The organism is Rhizobium sp. P2_G2 (genome assembly GCF_056403555.1).
In genome coordinates, this window is record NZ_JBFUFF010000014.1 from 1 (window position 1) to 16137 (window position 16137).

Below are 16137 nucleotides of genomic sequence, written 5' to 3' on the forward strand. Positions count from 1 at the left end.
ATCGCCATCTGCCATGCGCACCATACAGGCGGCGCCAGCAGCCGGCTGAAGGCGCTCGGCGGCTGATTTGTTCTTGACTTGTTCTGCCGGTAAGAATATTTCTTACATTGAAGGGATCAAGTCATGCGCGTCACGTCCAAAGGTCAGGTCACCATTCCACGCGATCTTCGCGAGCTCACCGGCATCAAGCCGAATAGCGAGGTCGTTTTTTCCATCGAAGCAGGCAAGCTTGTCGTGACGCCGAAGGATGGGGTGCAGGAAACCGCCGACAAGGCACGTCTTGATGCGTTCCTCGATACGCTGAAGCGATTGGAGGGCACAGGCGATCAGGATATCGATGCCGATGCGCTGATGTCGATGACGCGGGACAGGTGAGCCATGGCTGTTCTGGTCGATACCAATGTCCTCGTGGATATCGCGGTGCGGGATCAGGTCTGGCTGGATTGGTCGCGTCGACAGCTTGCGGAATCGGCGGGCGCATTGGTGATCAATCCAGTTATTTATGCGGAATTTGCCGTGCGTTATGCCTCGCCGGAGCAGGTGGATTACTTGCTGCCGGAAGGTGACTTCCACAGAGAGAATCTGCCCTGGACGGCCGCTTTTGCGGCGGGTGCCGCATTCCGAAAATATCGGCAATCCGGCGGTGACCGCGAACGGGTTCTGCCCGATTTCCTGATTGGTGCGCATGCGGTGGTGCGCGGCTACTCGATCCTGACGCGCGACCCCAAGGGTTACCGCAGCTATTTTCCGTCCGTCGAATTGATCACTCCCGAAACCCATCCCTGAAAGCAGCACCATGATCGGAAAACTCAAAGGCACGGTCGAGGAAATCGGCGAGGATTACGTCCTCGTCGACGTGCATGGCGTTTGCTATGTCGCCCATTGCTCGTCGCGGACGCTGTCGAAGCTCGGGGGCGTGGGCGAGGCGGTGGTGTTGTTCATCGAGACTTATGTGCGCGAGGACCAGTTCCGGCTGTTCGGCTTTACCACCGCGCTGGAGCGCGAATGGTTCCGGCTGCTGCAGATCGTCCAGGGCGTGGGTTCTAAGGTGGCGCTTGGCGTGCTGTCGACCTTGACGCCGGCCGAGCTTGCCAATGCGATAGCCTTACAGGACAAGACGACGATCAGCCGTGCTCCGGGTGTGGGGCCAAAGGTGGCGATCCGTATCCTGACTGAGCTCAAGAGCAAGGCCCCGGCCTTCGCCGGCGAGGCCTCGATCAGTATTGGCCTGAAGCAGGAGCTCGGCGAGGGTGTTGCGCCTGCGCCTGTTTCCGATGCGGTGTCGGCGCTCACCAATCTCGGTTATTCGCGCGACCAGGCGGCGAGCGCCGTTGCTGCGGCGCTCAAGAACGGCGGCGAGGGGGCGGACAGCGCCCGGCTGATCCGGCTGGGTTTGAAGGAACTGGCGCGGTGATTGTCTTTGAGTGGATTTCTTACTAAAGTAAATACGTAAGACGAATTGGAAAAAGTAAGATATGGGCGCATTCACGACATTGACTTCCAAGGGACAGCTTACCATCCCCAAGGAAGTCCGCGAGAGCTTGAATCTCGCGCCAGGTACGCGTTTCTATGTCACGGAGCGGAATGGCGCGGTCATGGCCATGCCGAAGAACAGGCGGCTTTCGGAATTGGCAGGCATGTTGGGTTCACCACCGAGCAATATTTCTCTGACAATAGAAGAAATGAACGACGCTGTGATGGACGCTGCGGCCGCGGATGATCGGCGCATCACGGAAGAATGGTCGGGGCAGAATAAATGATAGGCATCGACACGAATGTTCTCGTGCGCTTCCTGGTCGATGATGACGTCAAGCAGAATGCCATCGCACGCGCCTTCATGGCCGAACGAACAGCGGATGATCCGGTCTATCTGGGTGCGGTGGCGTTGGCGGAGACCGTTTGGGTGCTGCATCGGCGATTGAACTATTCCATGCCAGTCATTTTCGACATGTTGCGAGCCTTGCTCGCGGCGGACGGATTCATCATTGAGAATATGGAAGAATTGGACGCGCTGATCAACGGGGAGGAAAAGCCAGAGGGAGACCTTGCGGATCATCTGATTGCCTGGTCTTGCGCAAGAGCAGGATGTGAAAGGGTCGTCACATTCGACCGGAAAGCAGTGCTGTCTGTCCCGCAAATGGAACTGCTGCAATGACCGGCGCCAATACATTGCTTACGCCCGAACGGCGCGGCGACGATATCGATACGGCGCTGCGGCCGCAGTCGCTTGACGAATTTACAGGGCAGGCCGAGGCACGGGCCAATCTCAAGATCTTCATCGAAGCGGCGAAGAATCGCGGCGAGGCGCTCGATCATGTGCTGTTCGTCGGCCCGCCCGGGCTCGGCAAGACGACGCTGGCGCAGATCATGGCCAAGGAGCTTGGGGTCAATTTTCGTTCGACCTCCGGCCCGGTCATCGCCAAGGCGGGCGATCTCGCCGCACTGCTGACCAATCTCGAAGAGCGCGATGTGCTGTTCATCGACGAAATCCATCGGCTCAATCCGGCTGTCGAGGAAATCCTCTATCCGGCGATGGAGGATTTTCAGCTCGATCTCATCATTGGCGAGGGGCCGGCGGCGCGGTCGGTGAAGATCGACCTGTCGAAATTCACGCTTGTCGCGGCAACGACGCGCCTCGGCCTGCTGACCAATCCGCTGCGCGACCGGTTCGGCATTCCGGTGCGGCTGAATTTCTACACCGTCGAGGAACTGGAACTGATCGTCCGGCGTGGGGCGCGGCTGATGGGGCTCGGCATGACGGAAGAGGGCGCGCGCGAGATCGCCCGCCGCGCCCGTGGCACGCCGCGCATTGCCGGCCGGCTATTGAGACGCGTGCGCGATTTCGCCGAGGTGGCGAAGTCGCAATCAGTGACGCGCGAGATCGCCGACATGGCGCTGACCCGGCTCGATGTCGACCATATGGGCTTCGACCAGCTCGACCGGCGTTATCTGACCATGATCGCAATGAATTTCGGCGGAGGGCCGGTGGGCATCGAGACGATCTCGGCGGGGCTGTCGGAGCCGCGCGACGCGATCGAGGATATTATCGAGCCCTATCTCATCCAGCAGGGATTTATCCAGCGCACGCCGCGCGGCCGTGTTTTGACCGCAAATGCGTGGAAGCATCTGGGCCTCGCCCCGCCGGCTAACCTGGCGGCGACTCAATTCGCGCTGTTCCAGGATGACGACTGATTGCTGACGAGAAGAGGCTTTTTGAAGCTTGTCCTGCGCGGTGCCGTGGCTGCTGCTGCCGTGTTCGGCTATCCGCTCTATGAGGCCGGGGCGACGCCGCGGATCACCCGATACCAATTGACGCCGCCCGGCTGGGCGCCCGGCCTGAAGCTGAAGATCGCGGTGCTCGCCGATTTTCATGCCTGTGATCCCTGGATGACGGCGGAGCGGATCAAGGCGATCTGCGACCAGGCGAATGCACTCCAACCGGATATTATCCTGCTGCTCGGCGACTTTGCCGCCGCCATGCGGCTGGCGGGCGATGTCGAGCCGGAGGCCTGGTCGCGGGCGCTGACCGGCCTCAGCGCACCGCTTGGCGTCCATGCGGTGCTGGGAAATCACGATTATTGGGATGATCTCGATTTTCAGCGCCGGCGTACGTCACAGACGTTCAGCGAGAAGGCGCTGCGCAATGTGGGGATTCCTGTCTACATCAATGATGCCGTCCGATTGGAGAAGAACGGGCAGCCATTTTGGCTTCTCGGTCTCGGCGACCAGTTGGCGCTGTTGGACCATGGTATCGACAACCTCCCGGCCACGCTTCGGAAAGTCGAAGACAAGGCTCCGGTCATCTTGATGGCCCACGAGCCCGATATCTTTCCCGAAGTTCCTGGTCGCATATCGCTGACGCTGTCGGGGCATACGCATGGTGGGCAGGTCAACCTGTTCGGTTGGACACCCGCCGTACCATCGCGCTATGGCAGCCGCTATGTCGGCGGTCATATTGTCGAAGAGGGCCGCCACATCATCATCTCGCGCGGGCTTGGCTGCTCCGGTCTGCCGATCCGGCTGGGCGCCTGGCCGGAAATCCTGGAAATCGATCTCGGTTGAATCTCCCTCGGCAGTGATTTTTTCAACGCGGGTTGTGCGGCCGTGTTTTGAACGCAAATGCGTGGAAGCATCAGGCCTTATCCGCTGGCCCATCTGGCGGCGGCTGAGCTTGCACTGTTTCAGGATGATGACCGGGTGATCACGAGAAGAGGCTTCCTGAAGCTTGTCGCGAAAGGCGTGATTGCAGCCGCAGCCCTTGCCGGATATCCGATAGCCGAGGCAATGGCGGAACCGCGCATCACATCTTATCGGCTCACGCCACCGAATTGGACGCCCGGGCTGAAGCTCAAGGTCGTGGCGCTCGCCGATTTCCATGCCTGCGATCCCTGGATGACGGCGGATCGGATCGAGACAATCTGCGATCAGGCCAATGCGCTGAGCCCCGATATCATCCTTCTGCTCGGTGACTATGCAACCGGCATGAATGCAGTGCTCGCCCATGTCCACTCGCGGGACTGGTCCAAAGCGATGGCCCGTCTGAAAGCGCCGCTCGGTGTACATGCGATCCTGGGCAATCATGACTATTGGGAAGACGTAGCCTATCAGCGCGATCCGCAGCTGGAGACGTTCGGGGAAAAGGCGCTCCGCAATGTCGGCATCCCCGTCTATGTCAACGAGGCCGTGCGACTGGAAAAGGACGGGCATCCTTTCTGGCTGGCCGGGCTCGGCGATCAGATGGCAATGCGTCCGGGAAAGCGTTTCGGCCGGCACTCTTTCATTGGCATCAATGATCTGCCGTCGACCCTGGCGCAGGTCAGCGATACGAGCCCGCTTATCCTGATGGCGCATGAGCCCGACATATTCAAGGCAGTTACGCCGCGGGTTGCACTGACCTTGTCAGGCCACACGCATGGCGGCCAGATCAATATTTTCGGCTGGATACCGCTTTCGCCATCCCGATCCGGCCGGCGCTATCCGGGTGGGCATTTCGTTGAAAACGACAGGCATATGATCGTGTCGCGCGGGCTCGGCTGCTCCATCCTGCCGATCCGACTGGGCGCCTGGCCGGAGATCGTGGAGATCGAACTGAGCTGAAAAGAAAAGGGCGGCCGAAGCCGCCCGGATCTTGGTGGCGCAACCATCTTAGACGCTGATGCGCTTGCCGGTCTTGACGCTTTGCACTGCGGCGTCCGCGAGCTGAAGCGCGATCAGGCCGTCCGTGCCGCTCGGGCTGATCGGCGTGCCCTTCTCAACAGCAGAGATGAAGCCGGCGATCTCGTTGGCATAGGCTTCGGTGTAGCGGGTCATGAAGAAATCGTGCAGCGGCGGGCGGGTATAGCCGTCGCCATTGGCGATCTCGATCGACACCGGCCGCTGGTTCTCGGCCGAGGCGACGCCCTTGGAGCCATGCACTTCGATGCGCTGGTCATAGCCATAGGTGGCGCGGCGGGAATTGGAGATCACCGCCTGCTTGCCGGACTTGGTTTCGAGAATGACGGTGACCGAATCATAGTCGCCGGCTTCGCCGATGGCCGGATCGACCAGCACGGCGGCATGGGCGCTGACCGAGGTGACCTCTTCGCCCAGCAGGAAGCGGGCCATGTCAAAATCATGGATGGTCATGTCGCGGAAAATGCCGCCCGAACGCTTGATATAATCGACCGGCGGCGCGCCGGGGTCGCGCGAGGTGATGGTGACCATCTCGACGGCGCCGATCTTGCCGGCGTCGATCGCCTTGCGCACGGCCATGAAATGCGGGTCGAAACGACGGTTGAAGCCGACCATCAGCTTGGCGTTGGTTTCTTCCACGACCTTCAGGCAGGCTTTCACCCGCTCGGCGTCGAGGTCGACGGGCTTTTCGCAGAAGATTGCCTTGCCGGCCTTGGCAAAGCGCTCGATCAGGTCGGCATGCGTGTCGGTCGGCGTGCAGATCACCACCGCATCGATGTCGTTGGCAGCCTCGATCTGGCTGATCGAGCGCACTTCGGCGCCGTATTGCGCAGCAAGCGCCGAGGCCGCATCCGCCATGGCGTCGGCGACGGCGACAAGTTTCGCGTCCGCATTGCCGCTGACGGCTTTCGCATGCACCTTGCCGATGCGTCCCGCGCCCAGAACCCCAAATCTTACCGTCATCTGTTTCTCTCTCCTCTTTGCCGGACTGCGGCCGGCGCATATCGTCGCCACGGTCTAGCAAAACGGAACGGAATGATCAATTCTCAAAATATGGAATGTTTATTCCGTATCTCCGCAATCGACACCGATGTTTCATTTCAGCCGCACCGATCACACCTGCTTGTCAGGCCTGGGCAAAAATGCCATTTCGGAGGGACTTTGGACGGAATGTGATGGCAGACAAAAAGAACAAAACACCGATTTACCTGATCGACACCAGCTCGCCCTTCTACAAGCCGCTTGGCCGGCGGCTCGTCATCTGCCTGGCGGCGATCGCCTGGGCGGCCCTGGAAGGGTGGCATCACGAGCCGTTCTGGTCGGTGATCTCGCTCGCCTGCGCGGTCTACTGTGTCTATACGCTTTTCTGGACTTATAAGACGCCGGAAGATATGCCCGCTGTTCCTGCCGTTGCCGAGAATGACGAAGCCGATATCGAGCCGGAAGCAATGGCCTCCAAGCCGGACGGTGAAGGCGACGGGAAACCGGTCGGCTAGTGCAGTTTCTTCAGCGCCGCGTCGATCATCTGATTGGCGATCATCATCCTGCGCGTCGCCTGGTCGCGGAATTCCGGCGGCACCCGGTCGGGATGGTTTTCGAGTGCGAAGAGCCGGCGCCGTTCGCGCAGTTGCTGTTCGCTGCGGCAGGCCGAAAGTGCGAGGTCCTCGGCGATCTCCGCTTCGCTCGTACGCCCGATCCAATCCGGCATGACTGGCAGAATCGGCTCGATAGGAGACGGCTCGGCCAGGAATTCGTCGAACTTCGATGACCGCGCTTCGATATCCGGATCGGCGCTCCATTCACGGCCGACGAAGCTGGCGTGGAAGCCGCGCACCGGCGCAGGCGCGTCCTGCTCTTCCTCGGCAGCAGGATCGTCCAGCCCGTCGAGGACCGTTTCGAACAGCGATTTTCCGAAAACAGGCATTCGGTTCCCGTGCTTTGGTGGCGGCGCAATGGAGCAAATGTCAATTGAGCGAGGCTTGACTGTGGCGTGAGCATTTCAGGGATGCCGTCAGCCGCGTCCGCGCCCACACTCTTGCAATATCAGGTCATGCAGCAGCTTGGCTGAGGGCGGCAACGCCCGGCCGCGGGCGGTGATCAGGCTATAGGGCGCCAGCACGATGTCGAAATCGGTTTTCAGGATGGCGATCTCGCCCATGCGGCTTGGCTGGCTGGCGATGAAGGTGGCGACCTCCTCGGCAATCGGCGCGATCGCGTCGCTTCCGGCGATCAGCGCCATGGTCAGCAAAACCGACGAGGTGGTGACGATGTTGTCGGGCAGTGGCACATCCGCCTCGATGAACATTGTCTCCAGGGCGCGGCTCAGCATGGCGCCCTGCGGCTGGAACACCCAATCGTAGCGGTTGAGCTCATCGAGCCGGCGCGGCGTGCCGTCGAGGAGTGGATGGCCGGCACGGACGATCAGGCAGGCTTTCTCGACACCGAGTTGCTGTGCATGGAACTGGCGCGGATTGAGCTCGTCGGGAATGCGGCCGATGACGAAATCGTAGCGCGCCGACATCAGGTCACGGGTCAGGATGTTGCTCGTCTCGATCTGGCAGTTGACCTGGATCGACGGATAAAGGCTGCGGATCTTGCGGATCGCCGGTACGGCGAAACTGATGGCCGGCGCCGTTACCGAGCCCATATTGACCGAGCCGCCATAGCCGGTCTTGAGTTCGGTGATCTCGCGATTGGCCTCGCGGATTTCGAGCAGGATGGAGCTGGCGCGCCGCGCCATGGCCTCTCCGAATCGGGTCATGACCATGCCCTTGGCGACACGTTCGCAGAGCGGGGCCTTGAGAATCGACTCCACTTCGCTCAGCATGCGTGAGGCGGCCGGCTGGGAAATGTTGAGCGCTTGGGCCGCCGAACTCACCTGGCCGTGGTGGGAGAGCGCCGAAATCAATCTGAGATGGCTGAGTTTGAGTCCCGCCTTGATTAGAGAATCGCCCTCATTTTCAGACAGATATTGCCCTTGCCGCGTCAAAATGAGGTTGTCGGAATTTTTTTCGCGAAGGTCCATGTCGCTCTTCCTTTTGAAAAGTATGACTTTTTGGATATTATACCGGATCTGGTATAGAAGTCGCAAGTTATTCTATTTGACAGGTATACAGGTTTATAGGCAGGTAACGACAGAACGCATGGGAGGGAATGTGGAGGAGCGTCGTCGCGCTTGGCCGCAAGCCCTTGAAAAAGGCGGGGGACCAGCCTTCGAAAGCTGTCATTCTCCTCCCGGTGTTCCGCCTGCCATAACTAAGGGAGAGACTAATGAAACTCATCACCTCGCTGCTCGCCGCAGCCGCAATCTCGGTCGCGGCCTTTGCTGCTCCGTCCTTCGCCGCCGACAAGGGCGAAATCGGTATTTCCATGCCGACCAAGACCTCGACCCGTTGGATCTCCGACGGCGAAACCATGGAAAAGCTGTTCAAGGCTGCCGGCTACGAAACCGACCTGCAATATGCTGACGACGATATTCCGAACCAGCTGTCGCAGATCGAAAACATGGTCACCAAGGGTGCCAAGGTTCTCGTGGTTGCCGCCATCGACGGCACGACGCTTTCCGACATCCTGCAGAAGGCCCATGACGCCGGCGTCAAGGTCATCGCCTATGACCGCCTGATCCGCGACTCGGGCAATGTCGACTACTATGCCACCTTCGACAACTTCAAGGTCGGTGTGCTGCAGGCCAATTCGCTCGTTCAGGGCCTGAAGGAGAGATTCCCCGACGTCAAGCCGTGGAACGTCGAGTTGTTCGGCGGTTCGCCTGATGATAACAACGCCTTCTTCTTCTATGATGGCGCCATGTCTGTTCTGCAGCCGATGATCGACAAGAAGGAAATCGTCATCAAGTCCGGTCAGATGGGCATGGACCAGGTTGGTACCCTGCGCTGGGACGGTGCTGTCGCACAGGCTCGCATGGAAAACCTGCTTTCCTCGACCTATACCGATGCGCATGTCAACGCGGTTCTGTCGCCCTATGACGGCCTTTCCATCGGTATTCTTTCGGCCCTCAAGGGTGTCGGCTACGGCTCTGGCGACCTGAAGATGCCGATCGTTACCGGCCAGGACTCGGAACTGCCGTCGGTCAAGTCGATCCTTGCCGGCGAACAGTATTCGACTGTCTTCAAGGACACCCGCGTACTCGCCAAGACCACCGTTGACATGGTCAACGACATCATGTCCGGCAAGGCGCCGACGGTCAACGACACCAAGACCTATGACAACGGCGTCAAGGTCGTTCCGTCCTACCTCCTGACCCCGGTTGCCGTCGACAAGAGCAACTGGAAGGACATTCTGGTCGGTTCGAAGTATTACACCGAAGACCAGGTCACGAAGTGATCCGGTAAGGTAAAATCCGGGGGTCCGCCGGTTGGCGGACCCCCTTCTCAGTTCTCGCGTGACTTTCTATAGTCCCTGACGGGTCCGTCGTGGGCCTGCCGGCGATGGAATACCAAGTATGGATAAAATTCTTCTCGAAATGCGCGGCATCACCAAGACGTTTCCAGGCGTCAAGGCGCTCAACAACGTCAGCTTCAAGGTGCGCGAAGGCGAGATCCACGCCCTTGTGGGCGAAAACGGCGCCGGCAAGTCGACGCTGATGAAGGTGCTGTCCGGTGTATATCCCTATGGCACCTATGAAGGCGACATCTTTTACGATGGCGAAGTCCGCCATTTCTCCACGATCTCCGACAGCGAGCATCTGGGCATCATCATCATTCACCAGGAGCTGGCGCTGGTGCCGCTGCTGTCGATCGCCGAGAACATCTTCCTCGGTAACGAAGTGGCGAGCGGTGGCGTCATCGACTGGCCGCAGACATTCGCGCGCACGCAGGAATTGCTGCGCAAGGTCGGCCTGAAAGAACAGCCGCGCACGCTGATCACCGATATCGGTGTCGGCAAGCAACAACTCGTCGAAATCGCCAAGGCGCTGTCCAAGAAGGTCAGGCTGCTGATCCTCGATGAGCCGACCGCTTCGCTCAACGAAAACGACTCCGACGCGCTGCTCAACCTGCTGATGGAATTCCGCAAGCAGGGCCTGACCTCGATCATCATTTCCCACAAGCTCAACGAGGTGAAGAAGGTCGCCGACCAGATCACCATCCTGCGCGACGGCGGCACGGTCGAGACGCTGAATGCAGCGACCGAGGAAATCAGCGAGGACCGGATCATTCGCGGCATGGTCGGCCGCGAGTTGCATGATCGCTATCCGCCGCGCGATGTGCCCATCGGCGACGTGCTGCTCGATGTGCGCGACTGGAACGTCTTCCACCAGAACCATCGCGACCGGCAATTCCTCCACAATGTCGCCTTCAATGTCCGCGCCGGCGAGGTCGTCGGCATTGCCGGGCTGATGGGCGCGGGCCGCACCGAAACGGCGATGAGCATTTTTGGCCGCGCGTGGGGTCACAAGATCACCGGCGAAGTCAAGATGCGCGGCAAGTCGGTTGATGTCAGCACGATCCCGAAGGCGATCGATGCTGGCCTTGCCTATGTCACCGAGGACCGCAAGCAGCTCGGCTTGGTGTTGATCAACAACATCATGCAGAACACCACGCTCGCCAATCTGCAGGCGGTGGCGCGGGCCAGCATCATCGACAACCATGCCGAAGCCAAGGTCGCCAACGACTATCGCGCCAGGCTCAGAATACGCTCCTCGTCGATCTATCAGGAGGCAGTCAACCTCTCGGGCGGCAACCAGCAGAAGGTCGTGTTGTCGAAATGGCTGTTCACCCAGCCCGACGTGCTGATCCTCGATGAGCCGACGCGTGGCATCGACGTCGGCGCAAAGTATGAAATCTACACCATCATCAACCAGTTGGCTTCCGAAGGCAAAGGCATTCTGATGATCTCGTCGGAAATGCCCGAATTGCTCGGCACCTGCGACCGCATCTACGTGATGAACGAAGGTCGCATCGTCGCCGAACTTTCGAAGAAGGAAGCAAGCCAGGAATCCATCATGCGCGCCATCATGCGCTCGGGGGAGAAACACTAATGGTCTCCGAAACCACCACCACCAGCAATGTCCCCTCGATCGGCGACTATCTGCGCAAGAACATCCGCGAATATGGGCTCCTGGTCGCGCTCGTCGTCATCATGGTGTTCTTCCAGTTCGTCACCCATGGCGTGCTGTTCAAGCCGGTCAACATCACCAACCTGGTGCTGCAGAACTCGTTCATCATCATCATGGCGCTGGGCATGCTGCTGATCATCGTCTCCGGCCATATCGACCTGTCGGTTGGGTCGATCGTGGCGCTGACAGGCGGTATATCGGCGGTGATGTTCGTCAAATGGGGCTGGCATTTCGCTCTGGTCGTGCCGATATGCCTGATCATCGGCGGCGCCGTCGGTGCCGCACAGGGATACTGGATCGCCTACCAGAAGATACCGGCCTTCATCGTCACGCTGGCCGGCATGCTGGTCTTCCGTGGCTTGACCTATCTGGTGCTGGAAAACCGTTCTCTCGGTCCGTTCCCCAAAGACTTCCAGCTGCTGTCGACCGGCTTCATCCCGGATTTCCTGCCGGTCAGCGAGACCGGCCTGATCAAGAACTATCTGGCGCTGATCGTGGTGCTGGTGCTGGTGGCGCTGGCGGTCTTCAACGGGCTGCGCGCACGTCAGCGCAACGAAGCGCACGGCACCGAGAATGAACCTTTCGTTTTCTTCGCCATCCAGATGGGGATCACCAGCATCGTGGCGATCTTCCTCGGTTTCCAGCTCGCCACCTATCGCGGCCTGCCGAACGTGCTCGTCGTCATGGGCCTGTTGATCGCGCTCTATGCCTTCGTTACGACGCGGACGACGATCGGCCGGCGCATCTTTGCCATGGGCGGCAACGAGAAGGCGGCAAAGCTCTCCGGCATCAACACCGAGCGGCTGACCTTCTATGTCTTCGTCAACATGGGCGTGCTCGCCGCGCTCGCCGGCATGATCATTGCCGCACGTCTGAATTCGGCGACGCCGAAGGCCGGTGTTGGCAACGAACTCGACGTCATTGCAGCCTGCTTCATCGGCGGCGCCTCGGCGTCCGGCGGCGTCGGCAAGATCACCGGCGCGGTGATCGGCGCCTTCATCATGGGTGTGATGAACAACGGCATGTCGATCATGGGCCTGGGCATCGATTACCAGCAACTGGTCAAGGGCCTGGTGCTGCTCGCCGCTGTCTATTTCGACGTTTACAACAAGAGGAAGGGCTGAGGCCATCGGCCTCGCTCCACCACATGGCTGACCGCCGTTAGCGCGGAATTCACGCCATGCGGCCATCCGTAAAAGGAGTAGGAAATGCTGATATCGCAAATCAACAACGGCTTTGGTAGCGCTGCCGTCGTCGTCCGAAACACGGTCGACGAAGAGGCGCGCGTCGTCAAGGATGCGTCGAGCGTCTATGCGCTGGCCATGGAAGCGGCCGATAGCGGCCGGTCGCTGATGGAGGTCATCTCGCATCATGGCTTCGGCGACTATTCGATCGACCTGATGCGGGTGCATGCGGAAGGCCGCTTCCTGGTGCCGATCGAGCATCCCGATCCGTCGCATCTGCATCTCACCGGTACGGGGCTGACACATCTTGGTTCGGCGGCTGCGCGCGATTCCATGCACAAGAAGACGGCCGAGACGGCGGAGGAGAACCTCACCGATTCGATGAAGATGTTCCGCATGGGCCTCGAAGGCGGCAAGCCCAAGGCTGGCGAGAAGGGCGTGCAGCCCGAATGGTTCTATAAGGGCAACGGCACGCAGGCCATAGCCAGCGGCCAGCCGCTCACCTCGCCCTCGTTCGCCCTGGACGGCGGCGAAGAGCCGGAGATCGCCGGCATCTATGTGATCAACAACCACGGCCAGCCGTTCCGCGTCGGCTTCGCGCTGTCGAACGAATTCTCCGATCACGTGACGGAGCGGATCAACTATCTCTATCTCGCCCATTCGAAGCTGCGCCAGGCGAGCTTCGGCCCGGAAATCTGGGTTGGCGAGCCGCTGGACGATATCCAGGGCTGGTCACGCATCCGCCGCAACGGCCAGGTGATCTTCGAAAAGCCGTTCCTGTCGGGCGAAGCGAACATGTCGCATACATTCGCCAACCTCGAATATCACCATTTCAAGTACAAGCTCTTCCGCGAGCCGGGCGATGTGCACGTGCATATGTTCGGCACCGCGACACTCTCCTTCGCCGAGGGCATCAAGCCGCAGGAAGGCGATATTTTCGAAATCGAAGTGCCGGAATTCGGCTATCCGCTGCGCAATTCGCTGCAGATCGCCCGTGAGGAAACAGTATCCGTCGGCATGCTCTGATGTTGAGGTCGGGACACAGCCGGCCAAGGGAAATTCCAAATGACAAAGAAAGCTGATTGGCCGCGCAAGCTCCGGTCTCAGGAGTGGTACGGCGGAACGAGCCGTGACGTGATCTACCACCGCGGTTGGCTGAAGAACCAAGGCTACCCGAACGATCTGTTCGACGGTCGCCCGGTGATCGGTATCCTCAATACCTGGTCGGACCTGACGCCGTGCAACGGACATCTGCGCGAACTCGCTGAAAAAGTGAAGGCGGGTGTCTGGGAGGCGGGTGGCTTCCCGGTCGAAGTCCCGGTCTTCTCGGCATCCGAAAACACCTTCCGACCGACCGCGATGATGTACCGCAATCTCGCGGCGCTTGCGGTGGAAGAGGCGATCCGCGGTCAGCCGATCGACGGCTGCGTGCTGATGGTCGGCTGCGACAAGACCACGCCATCGCTGATCATGGGCGCGGCTTCCTGCGACCTGCCTTCGATCGTCGTGACCGGCGGACCGATGCTGAACGGTTATTTCCGCGGTGAACGCGTCGGTTCCGGCACGCATCTGTGGAAATTCTCCGAAATGGTGAAGGCCGGCGAGATGACGCAGGCCGAGTTCCTCGAGGCTGAAGCGTCGATGAGCCGCTCCTCCGGCACCTGCAATACGATGGGCACCGCCTCGACCATGGCGTCCATGGCCGAGGCGCTGGGCATGGCGCTGTCCGGCAATGCCGCGATCCCAGGCGTCGACTCGCGCCGCAAGGTCATGGCGCAGCTGACGGGTCGCCGCATCGTGCAGATGGTCAAGGACGACCTGAAGCCCTCCGACATCATGACCAAACAGGCCTTCGAGAATGCCATCCGCACCAATGCGGCGATCGGCGGCTCGACCAATGCGGTCATCCATCTGATGGCCATCGCCGGCCGTGTCGGCGTCGACCTGACGCTCGATGACTGGGACCGCTGCGGCCGCGATATCCCCACGATCGTCAACCTGATGCCTTCGGGCAAGTACCTGATGGAAGAATTCTTCTACGCTGGTGGCCTGCCGGTCGTGCTCAAGCGCCTGGGCGAGGCGGGCCTGTTGCACAGGGATGCGCAGACCGTGTCCGGTGAGACGATCTGGGACGAGGTCAAGGACGTCGTCAACTGGAACGAGGATGTGATCCTGCCGGCCGAGAAGGCGCTGACGCAGTCGGGCGGCATCGTCGTCGTGCGCGGCAATCTCGCGCCGAAGGGAGCGGTGCTGAAGCCGTCCGCCGCGTCACCGCATCTGCTGACGCATCGCGGCCGGGCCGTGGTTTTCGAGGACATCGACGACTACAAGGCCAAGATCAACGACGACAATCTCGATATCGACGAGACTTGCGTCATGGTGCTGAAGAACTGCGGCCCGAAGGGTTATCCCGGGATGGCCGAGGTCGGCAATATGGGCTTGCCGCCGAAAGTGCTGAAGAAGGGCATCACCGATATGGTGCGCCTCTCGGATGCGCGCATGTCGGGCACCGCCTATGGCACTGTCGTGCTGCACACCTCGCCGGAAGCGGCGGTCGGTGGACCGCTGGCGGTGGTGCAGAACGGCGATATGATCGAACTCGACGTCCCGAACCGGCGCCTGCATCTCGACATTCCCGACGAGGAACTGGCGCGCCGGCTTGCTGCATGGGAGCCAACCCATGAGATACCGGCATCAGGCTATGCCTGGCTGCATCAGCAGCACGTTCAAGGGGCAGATACGGGCGCCGACCTTGACTTCCTGAAGGGATGTCGTGGGAATGCCGTTGGCAAGGACAGCCATTGAGCGGAAGCTCGATGGTTGCTCGCCTTCAAATTTCCTAAAACTGGTAATAAATCGGTAACAATTGGCAGTTATCTTTTAACCATTCCGATCTTGGCGACCACGGATGAACTGGCGCGGATGGATCGGGAGCCAGGGAGGTCAGGCAAATGCCTGGCCTTTTTTGCGTGTTGGGCCGGGGAAGTCGTCAGCCGCCGCGCGAGGCGATATAGGCTTCGGCGATTTCCCGCATCCGCTTCCTGTCGAAATCCGGGCCGTGGCCGCCGTAGCCGACCGCAATGTCCAGTTCCACTAACCTTTTCATGGTCCCGAGATAGGACGCGACGTTAGACGTTGGCACGTCGTCGACGATGCCACCGTCATACATGGCGTCGGCGCTGAAGAATTCGCCATTGTGTTCGTCGAGCAGTGCGATCGATCCGGGCGAGTGGCCGGGCAGGTGCAGGACGGTGAATTTCCGATCGCCCAGATCGACCACGTCACCCTCGTCGAGGAATTCTGTCAACGGTGCCGGGACGATGCGAAAGTCGTCCATGGTCCAGCTGGGATAGGGGAGGGTGTCGACGGCGCCTGGCTGCCGGCGGAACCAGGATTCGACCGTGCCGTCATCATCGAGATTGGCGAATGTGTCGGCCTCCAGGCGATGGCCGGCGCGGCGGGCATAATCGTGAAAGCTGCCGATATGGTCGACATGGGCATGCGAGGCGATGGCGAGCACCGGATGGCCGTCCGCCGGCGACACCTCCGTCAGGCTCTTGATGCTGACGCCGAAGTCGAGCTGGATATCGAAATCGCGGCCTTTGATCCGGTAGAGATTGGCGCGGTAGAAGCTGTGGACGGGCTTCTCGATGAAGCGCTGGACCCCGGGATTGACCGGTTCCGTTTGAAACCAGGGCATCATGCACT

18 protein-coding genes are annotated in these 16137 nt (G+C 60.4%); 14 read left to right on the top strand and 4 right to left on the bottom strand.

Annotation, left to right across the window (positions count from 1 at the left end; all coding sequences use genetic code 11):
- Nucleotides 1–123: 123 nt before the first annotated feature.
- The 8 genes from AC1D06_RS13250 to AC1D06_RS13285 all read left to right on the top strand — a co-directional run bounded on the left by AC1D06_RS13250 (nucleotide 124) and on the right by AC1D06_RS13285 (nucleotide 5097).
- The gene (locus tag AC1D06_RS13250; RefSeq protein ID WP_477879174.1) at nucleotides 124–375 is read left to right on the top strand and encodes an AbrB/MazE/SpoVT family DNA-binding domain-containing protein; all 252 of its coding nucleotides are present in this window, start codon (nucleotides 124–126) and stop codon (nucleotides 373–375) included.
- A 3-nt stretch (nucleotides 376–378) separates the two neighbouring features.
- Complete coding sequence (locus tag AC1D06_RS13255; RefSeq protein WP_477879175.1) at nucleotides 379–786, top strand: type II toxin-antitoxin system VapC family toxin; 408 nt, start codon at nucleotides 379–381, stop codon at nucleotides 784–786.
- 10 nt (nucleotides 787–796) lie between these two features.
- Complete coding sequence (gene ruvA, locus AC1D06_RS13260; protein ID WP_477986581.1) at nucleotides 797–1414, top strand: Holliday junction branch migration protein RuvA; 618 nt, start codon at nucleotides 797–799, stop codon at nucleotides 1412–1414.
- A gap of 61 nt (nucleotides 1415–1475) precedes the next feature.
- The gene (locus AC1D06_RS13265; protein ID WP_477879177.1) at nucleotides 1476–1760 is read left to right on the top strand and encodes an AbrB/MazE/SpoVT family DNA-binding domain-containing protein; all 285 of its coding nucleotides are present in this window, start codon (nucleotides 1476–1478) and stop codon (nucleotides 1758–1760) included.
- A complete protein-coding gene (locus AC1D06_RS13270; RefSeq protein ID WP_477879178.1) occupies nucleotides 1757–2155 on the top strand; it encodes a PIN domain-containing protein in 399 nt (132 codons plus the stop codon). The genes AC1D06_RS13265 and AC1D06_RS13270 overlap by 4 nt, the downstream gene beginning before the upstream one ends.
- Entirely contained in the window at nucleotides 2152–3192 is a 1041-nt protein-coding gene (ruvB, locus tag AC1D06_RS13275) for a Holliday junction branch migration DNA helicase RuvB (protein ID WP_477986582.1), read from the top strand. The genes AC1D06_RS13270 and ruvB overlap by 4 nt, the downstream gene beginning before the upstream one ends.
- Nucleotides 3193–4062, top strand: coding sequence for a metallophosphoesterase (locus tag AC1D06_RS13280; protein WP_477986583.1), 870 nt, complete (start codon nucleotides 3193–3195; stop codon nucleotides 4060–4062).
- A gap of 135 nt (nucleotides 4063–4197) precedes the next feature.
- On the top strand, nucleotides 4198–5097 hold the full coding sequence (locus tag AC1D06_RS13285; RefSeq protein ID WP_477986657.1) for a metallophosphoesterase: 900 nt from the start codon (nucleotides 4198–4200) through the stop codon (nucleotides 5095–5097).
- A 48-nt stretch (nucleotides 5098–5145) separates the two neighbouring features.
- Here AC1D06_RS13285 and iolG read toward each other — a convergent pair whose 3' ends face one another.
- Entirely contained in the window at nucleotides 5146–6135 is a 990-nt protein-coding gene (iolG, locus tag AC1D06_RS13290; protein ID WP_477879181.1) for an inositol 2-dehydrogenase, read from the bottom strand.
- Between the two features lie 212 nt (nucleotides 6136–6347).
- On the opposite strand from iolG, the gene AC1D06_RS13295 reads away from it, so the two are divergent.
- A complete protein-coding gene (locus tag AC1D06_RS13295; RefSeq protein ID WP_477986584.1) occupies nucleotides 6348–6668 on the top strand; it encodes a hypothetical protein in 321 nt (106 codons plus the stop codon).
- On the opposite strand, the gene AC1D06_RS13300 is transcribed toward AC1D06_RS13295, so the two are convergent.
- Together AC1D06_RS13300 and AC1D06_RS13305 are read right to left on the bottom strand one after the other, a co-directional pair.
- Complete coding sequence (locus tag AC1D06_RS13300; RefSeq protein WP_477879183.1) at nucleotides 6665–7096, bottom strand: hypothetical protein; 432 nt, start codon at nucleotides 7094–7096, stop codon at nucleotides 6665–6667. The two genes, AC1D06_RS13295 and AC1D06_RS13300, sit on opposite strands and share 4 nt — an antisense overlap.
- A gap of 87 nt (nucleotides 7097–7183) precedes the next feature.
- A complete protein-coding gene (locus AC1D06_RS13305) occupies nucleotides 7184–8197 on the bottom strand; it encodes a LysR substrate-binding domain-containing protein (protein WP_477879184.1) in 1014 nt (337 codons plus the stop codon).
- 245 nt (nucleotides 8198–8442) lie between these two features.
- Between AC1D06_RS13305 and chvE the strand changes: the two genes are divergently transcribed.
- The 5 genes from chvE (at nucleotide 8443) to araD (ending at nucleotide 15234) form a co-directional block, all read left to right on the top strand.
- Entirely contained in the window at nucleotides 8443–9513 is a 1071-nt protein-coding gene (chvE, locus tag AC1D06_RS13310) for a multiple monosaccharide ABC transporter substrate-binding protein (RefSeq protein WP_477879185.1), read from the top strand.
- Between the two features lie 118 nt (nucleotides 9514–9631).
- Complete coding sequence (gene mmsA, locus AC1D06_RS13315; RefSeq protein ID WP_477986585.1) at nucleotides 9632–11167, top strand: multiple monosaccharide ABC transporter ATP-binding protein; 1536 nt, start codon at nucleotides 9632–9634, stop codon at nucleotides 11165–11167.
- On the top strand, nucleotides 11167–12369 hold the full coding sequence (gene mmsB, locus AC1D06_RS13320) for a multiple monosaccharide ABC transporter permease (RefSeq protein WP_477879187.1): 1203 nt from the start codon (nucleotides 11167–11169) through the stop codon (nucleotides 12367–12369). The genes mmsA and mmsB overlap by 1 nt, the downstream gene beginning before the upstream one ends.
- Before the next feature lie 84 nt (nucleotides 12370–12453).
- Complete coding sequence (gene araD1, locus AC1D06_RS13325) at nucleotides 12454–13455, top strand: AraD1 family protein (protein ID WP_477986586.1); 1002 nt, start codon at nucleotides 12454–12456, stop codon at nucleotides 13453–13455.
- Between the two features lie 39 nt (nucleotides 13456–13494).
- Complete coding sequence (gene araD / locus AC1D06_RS13330; protein WP_477986587.1) at nucleotides 13495–15234, top strand: L-arabinonate dehydratase; 1740 nt, start codon at nucleotides 13495–13497, stop codon at nucleotides 15232–15234.
- 184 nt (nucleotides 15235–15418) lie between these two features.
- Here the strand turns inward: araD and AC1D06_RS13335 are convergent, their stop codons facing one another.
- On the bottom strand, nucleotides 15419–16129 hold the full coding sequence (locus AC1D06_RS13335; protein ID WP_477879190.1) for an MBL fold metallo-hydrolase: 711 nt from the start codon (nucleotides 16127–16129) through the stop codon (nucleotides 15419–15421).
- Nucleotides 16130–16137: the final 8 nt, after the last annotated feature.

What these genes read in the sequence shown, in the direction of transcription:
- AC1D06_RS13250 (WP_477879174.1), top strand. Translation starts at nt 124, where the DNA reads ATGCGCGTCACGTCCAAAGGTCAGGTCACCATTCCACGCGATCTTCGC.
- AC1D06_RS13255 (WP_477879175.1), top strand. Translation starts at nt 379, where the DNA reads ATGGCTGTTCTGGTCGATACCAATGTCCTCGTGGATATCGCGGTGCGG.
- ruvA (WP_477986581.1), top strand. Translation starts at nt 797, where the DNA reads ATGATCGGAAAACTCAAAGGCACGGTCGAGGAAATCGGCGAGGATTAC.
- AC1D06_RS13265 (WP_477879177.1), top strand. Translation starts at nt 1,476, where the DNA reads ATGGGCGCATTCACGACATTGACTTCCAAGGGACAGCTTACCATCCCC.
- AC1D06_RS13270 (WP_477879178.1), top strand. Translation starts at nt 1,757, where the DNA reads ATGATAGGCATCGACACGAATGTTCTCGTGCGCTTCCTGGTCGATGAT.
- ruvB (WP_477986582.1), top strand. Translation starts at nt 2,152, where the DNA reads ATGACCGGCGCCAATACATTGCTTACGCCCGAACGGCGCGGCGACGAT.
- iolG (WP_477879181.1), bottom strand. Translation starts at nt 6,135, where the DNA reads ATGACGGTAAGATTTGGGGTTCTGGGCGCGGGACGCATCGGCAAGGTG.
- AC1D06_RS13295 (WP_477986584.1), top strand. Translation starts at nt 6,348, where the DNA reads ATGGCAGACAAAAAGAACAAAACACCGATTTACCTGATCGACACCAGC.
- AC1D06_RS13300 (WP_477879183.1), bottom strand. Translation starts at nt 7,096, where the DNA reads ATGCCTGTTTTCGGAAAATCGCTGTTCGAAACGGTCCTCGACGGGCTG.
- AC1D06_RS13305 (WP_477879184.1), bottom strand. Translation starts at nt 8,197, where the DNA reads ATGGACCTTCGCGAAAAAAATTCCGACAACCTCATTTTGACGCGGCAA.
- chvE (WP_477879185.1), top strand. Translation starts at nt 8,443, where the DNA reads ATGAAACTCATCACCTCGCTGCTCGCCGCAGCCGCAATCTCGGTCGCG.
- mmsA (WP_477986585.1), top strand. Translation starts at nt 9,632, where the DNA reads ATGGATAAAATTCTTCTCGAAATGCGCGGCATCACCAAGACGTTTCCA.
- mmsB (WP_477879187.1), top strand. Translation starts at nt 11,167, where the DNA reads ATGGTCTCCGAAACCACCACCACCAGCAATGTCCCCTCGATCGGCGAC.
- araD1 (WP_477986586.1), top strand. Translation starts at nt 12,454, where the DNA reads ATGCTGATATCGCAAATCAACAACGGCTTTGGTAGCGCTGCCGTCGTC.
- araD (WP_477986587.1), top strand. Translation starts at nt 13,495, where the DNA reads ATGACAAAGAAAGCTGATTGGCCGCGCAAGCTCCGGTCTCAGGAGTGG.
- AC1D06_RS13335 (WP_477879190.1), bottom strand. Translation starts at nt 16,129, where the DNA reads ATGCCCTGGTTTCAAACGGAACCGGTCAATCCCGGGGTCCAGCGCTTC.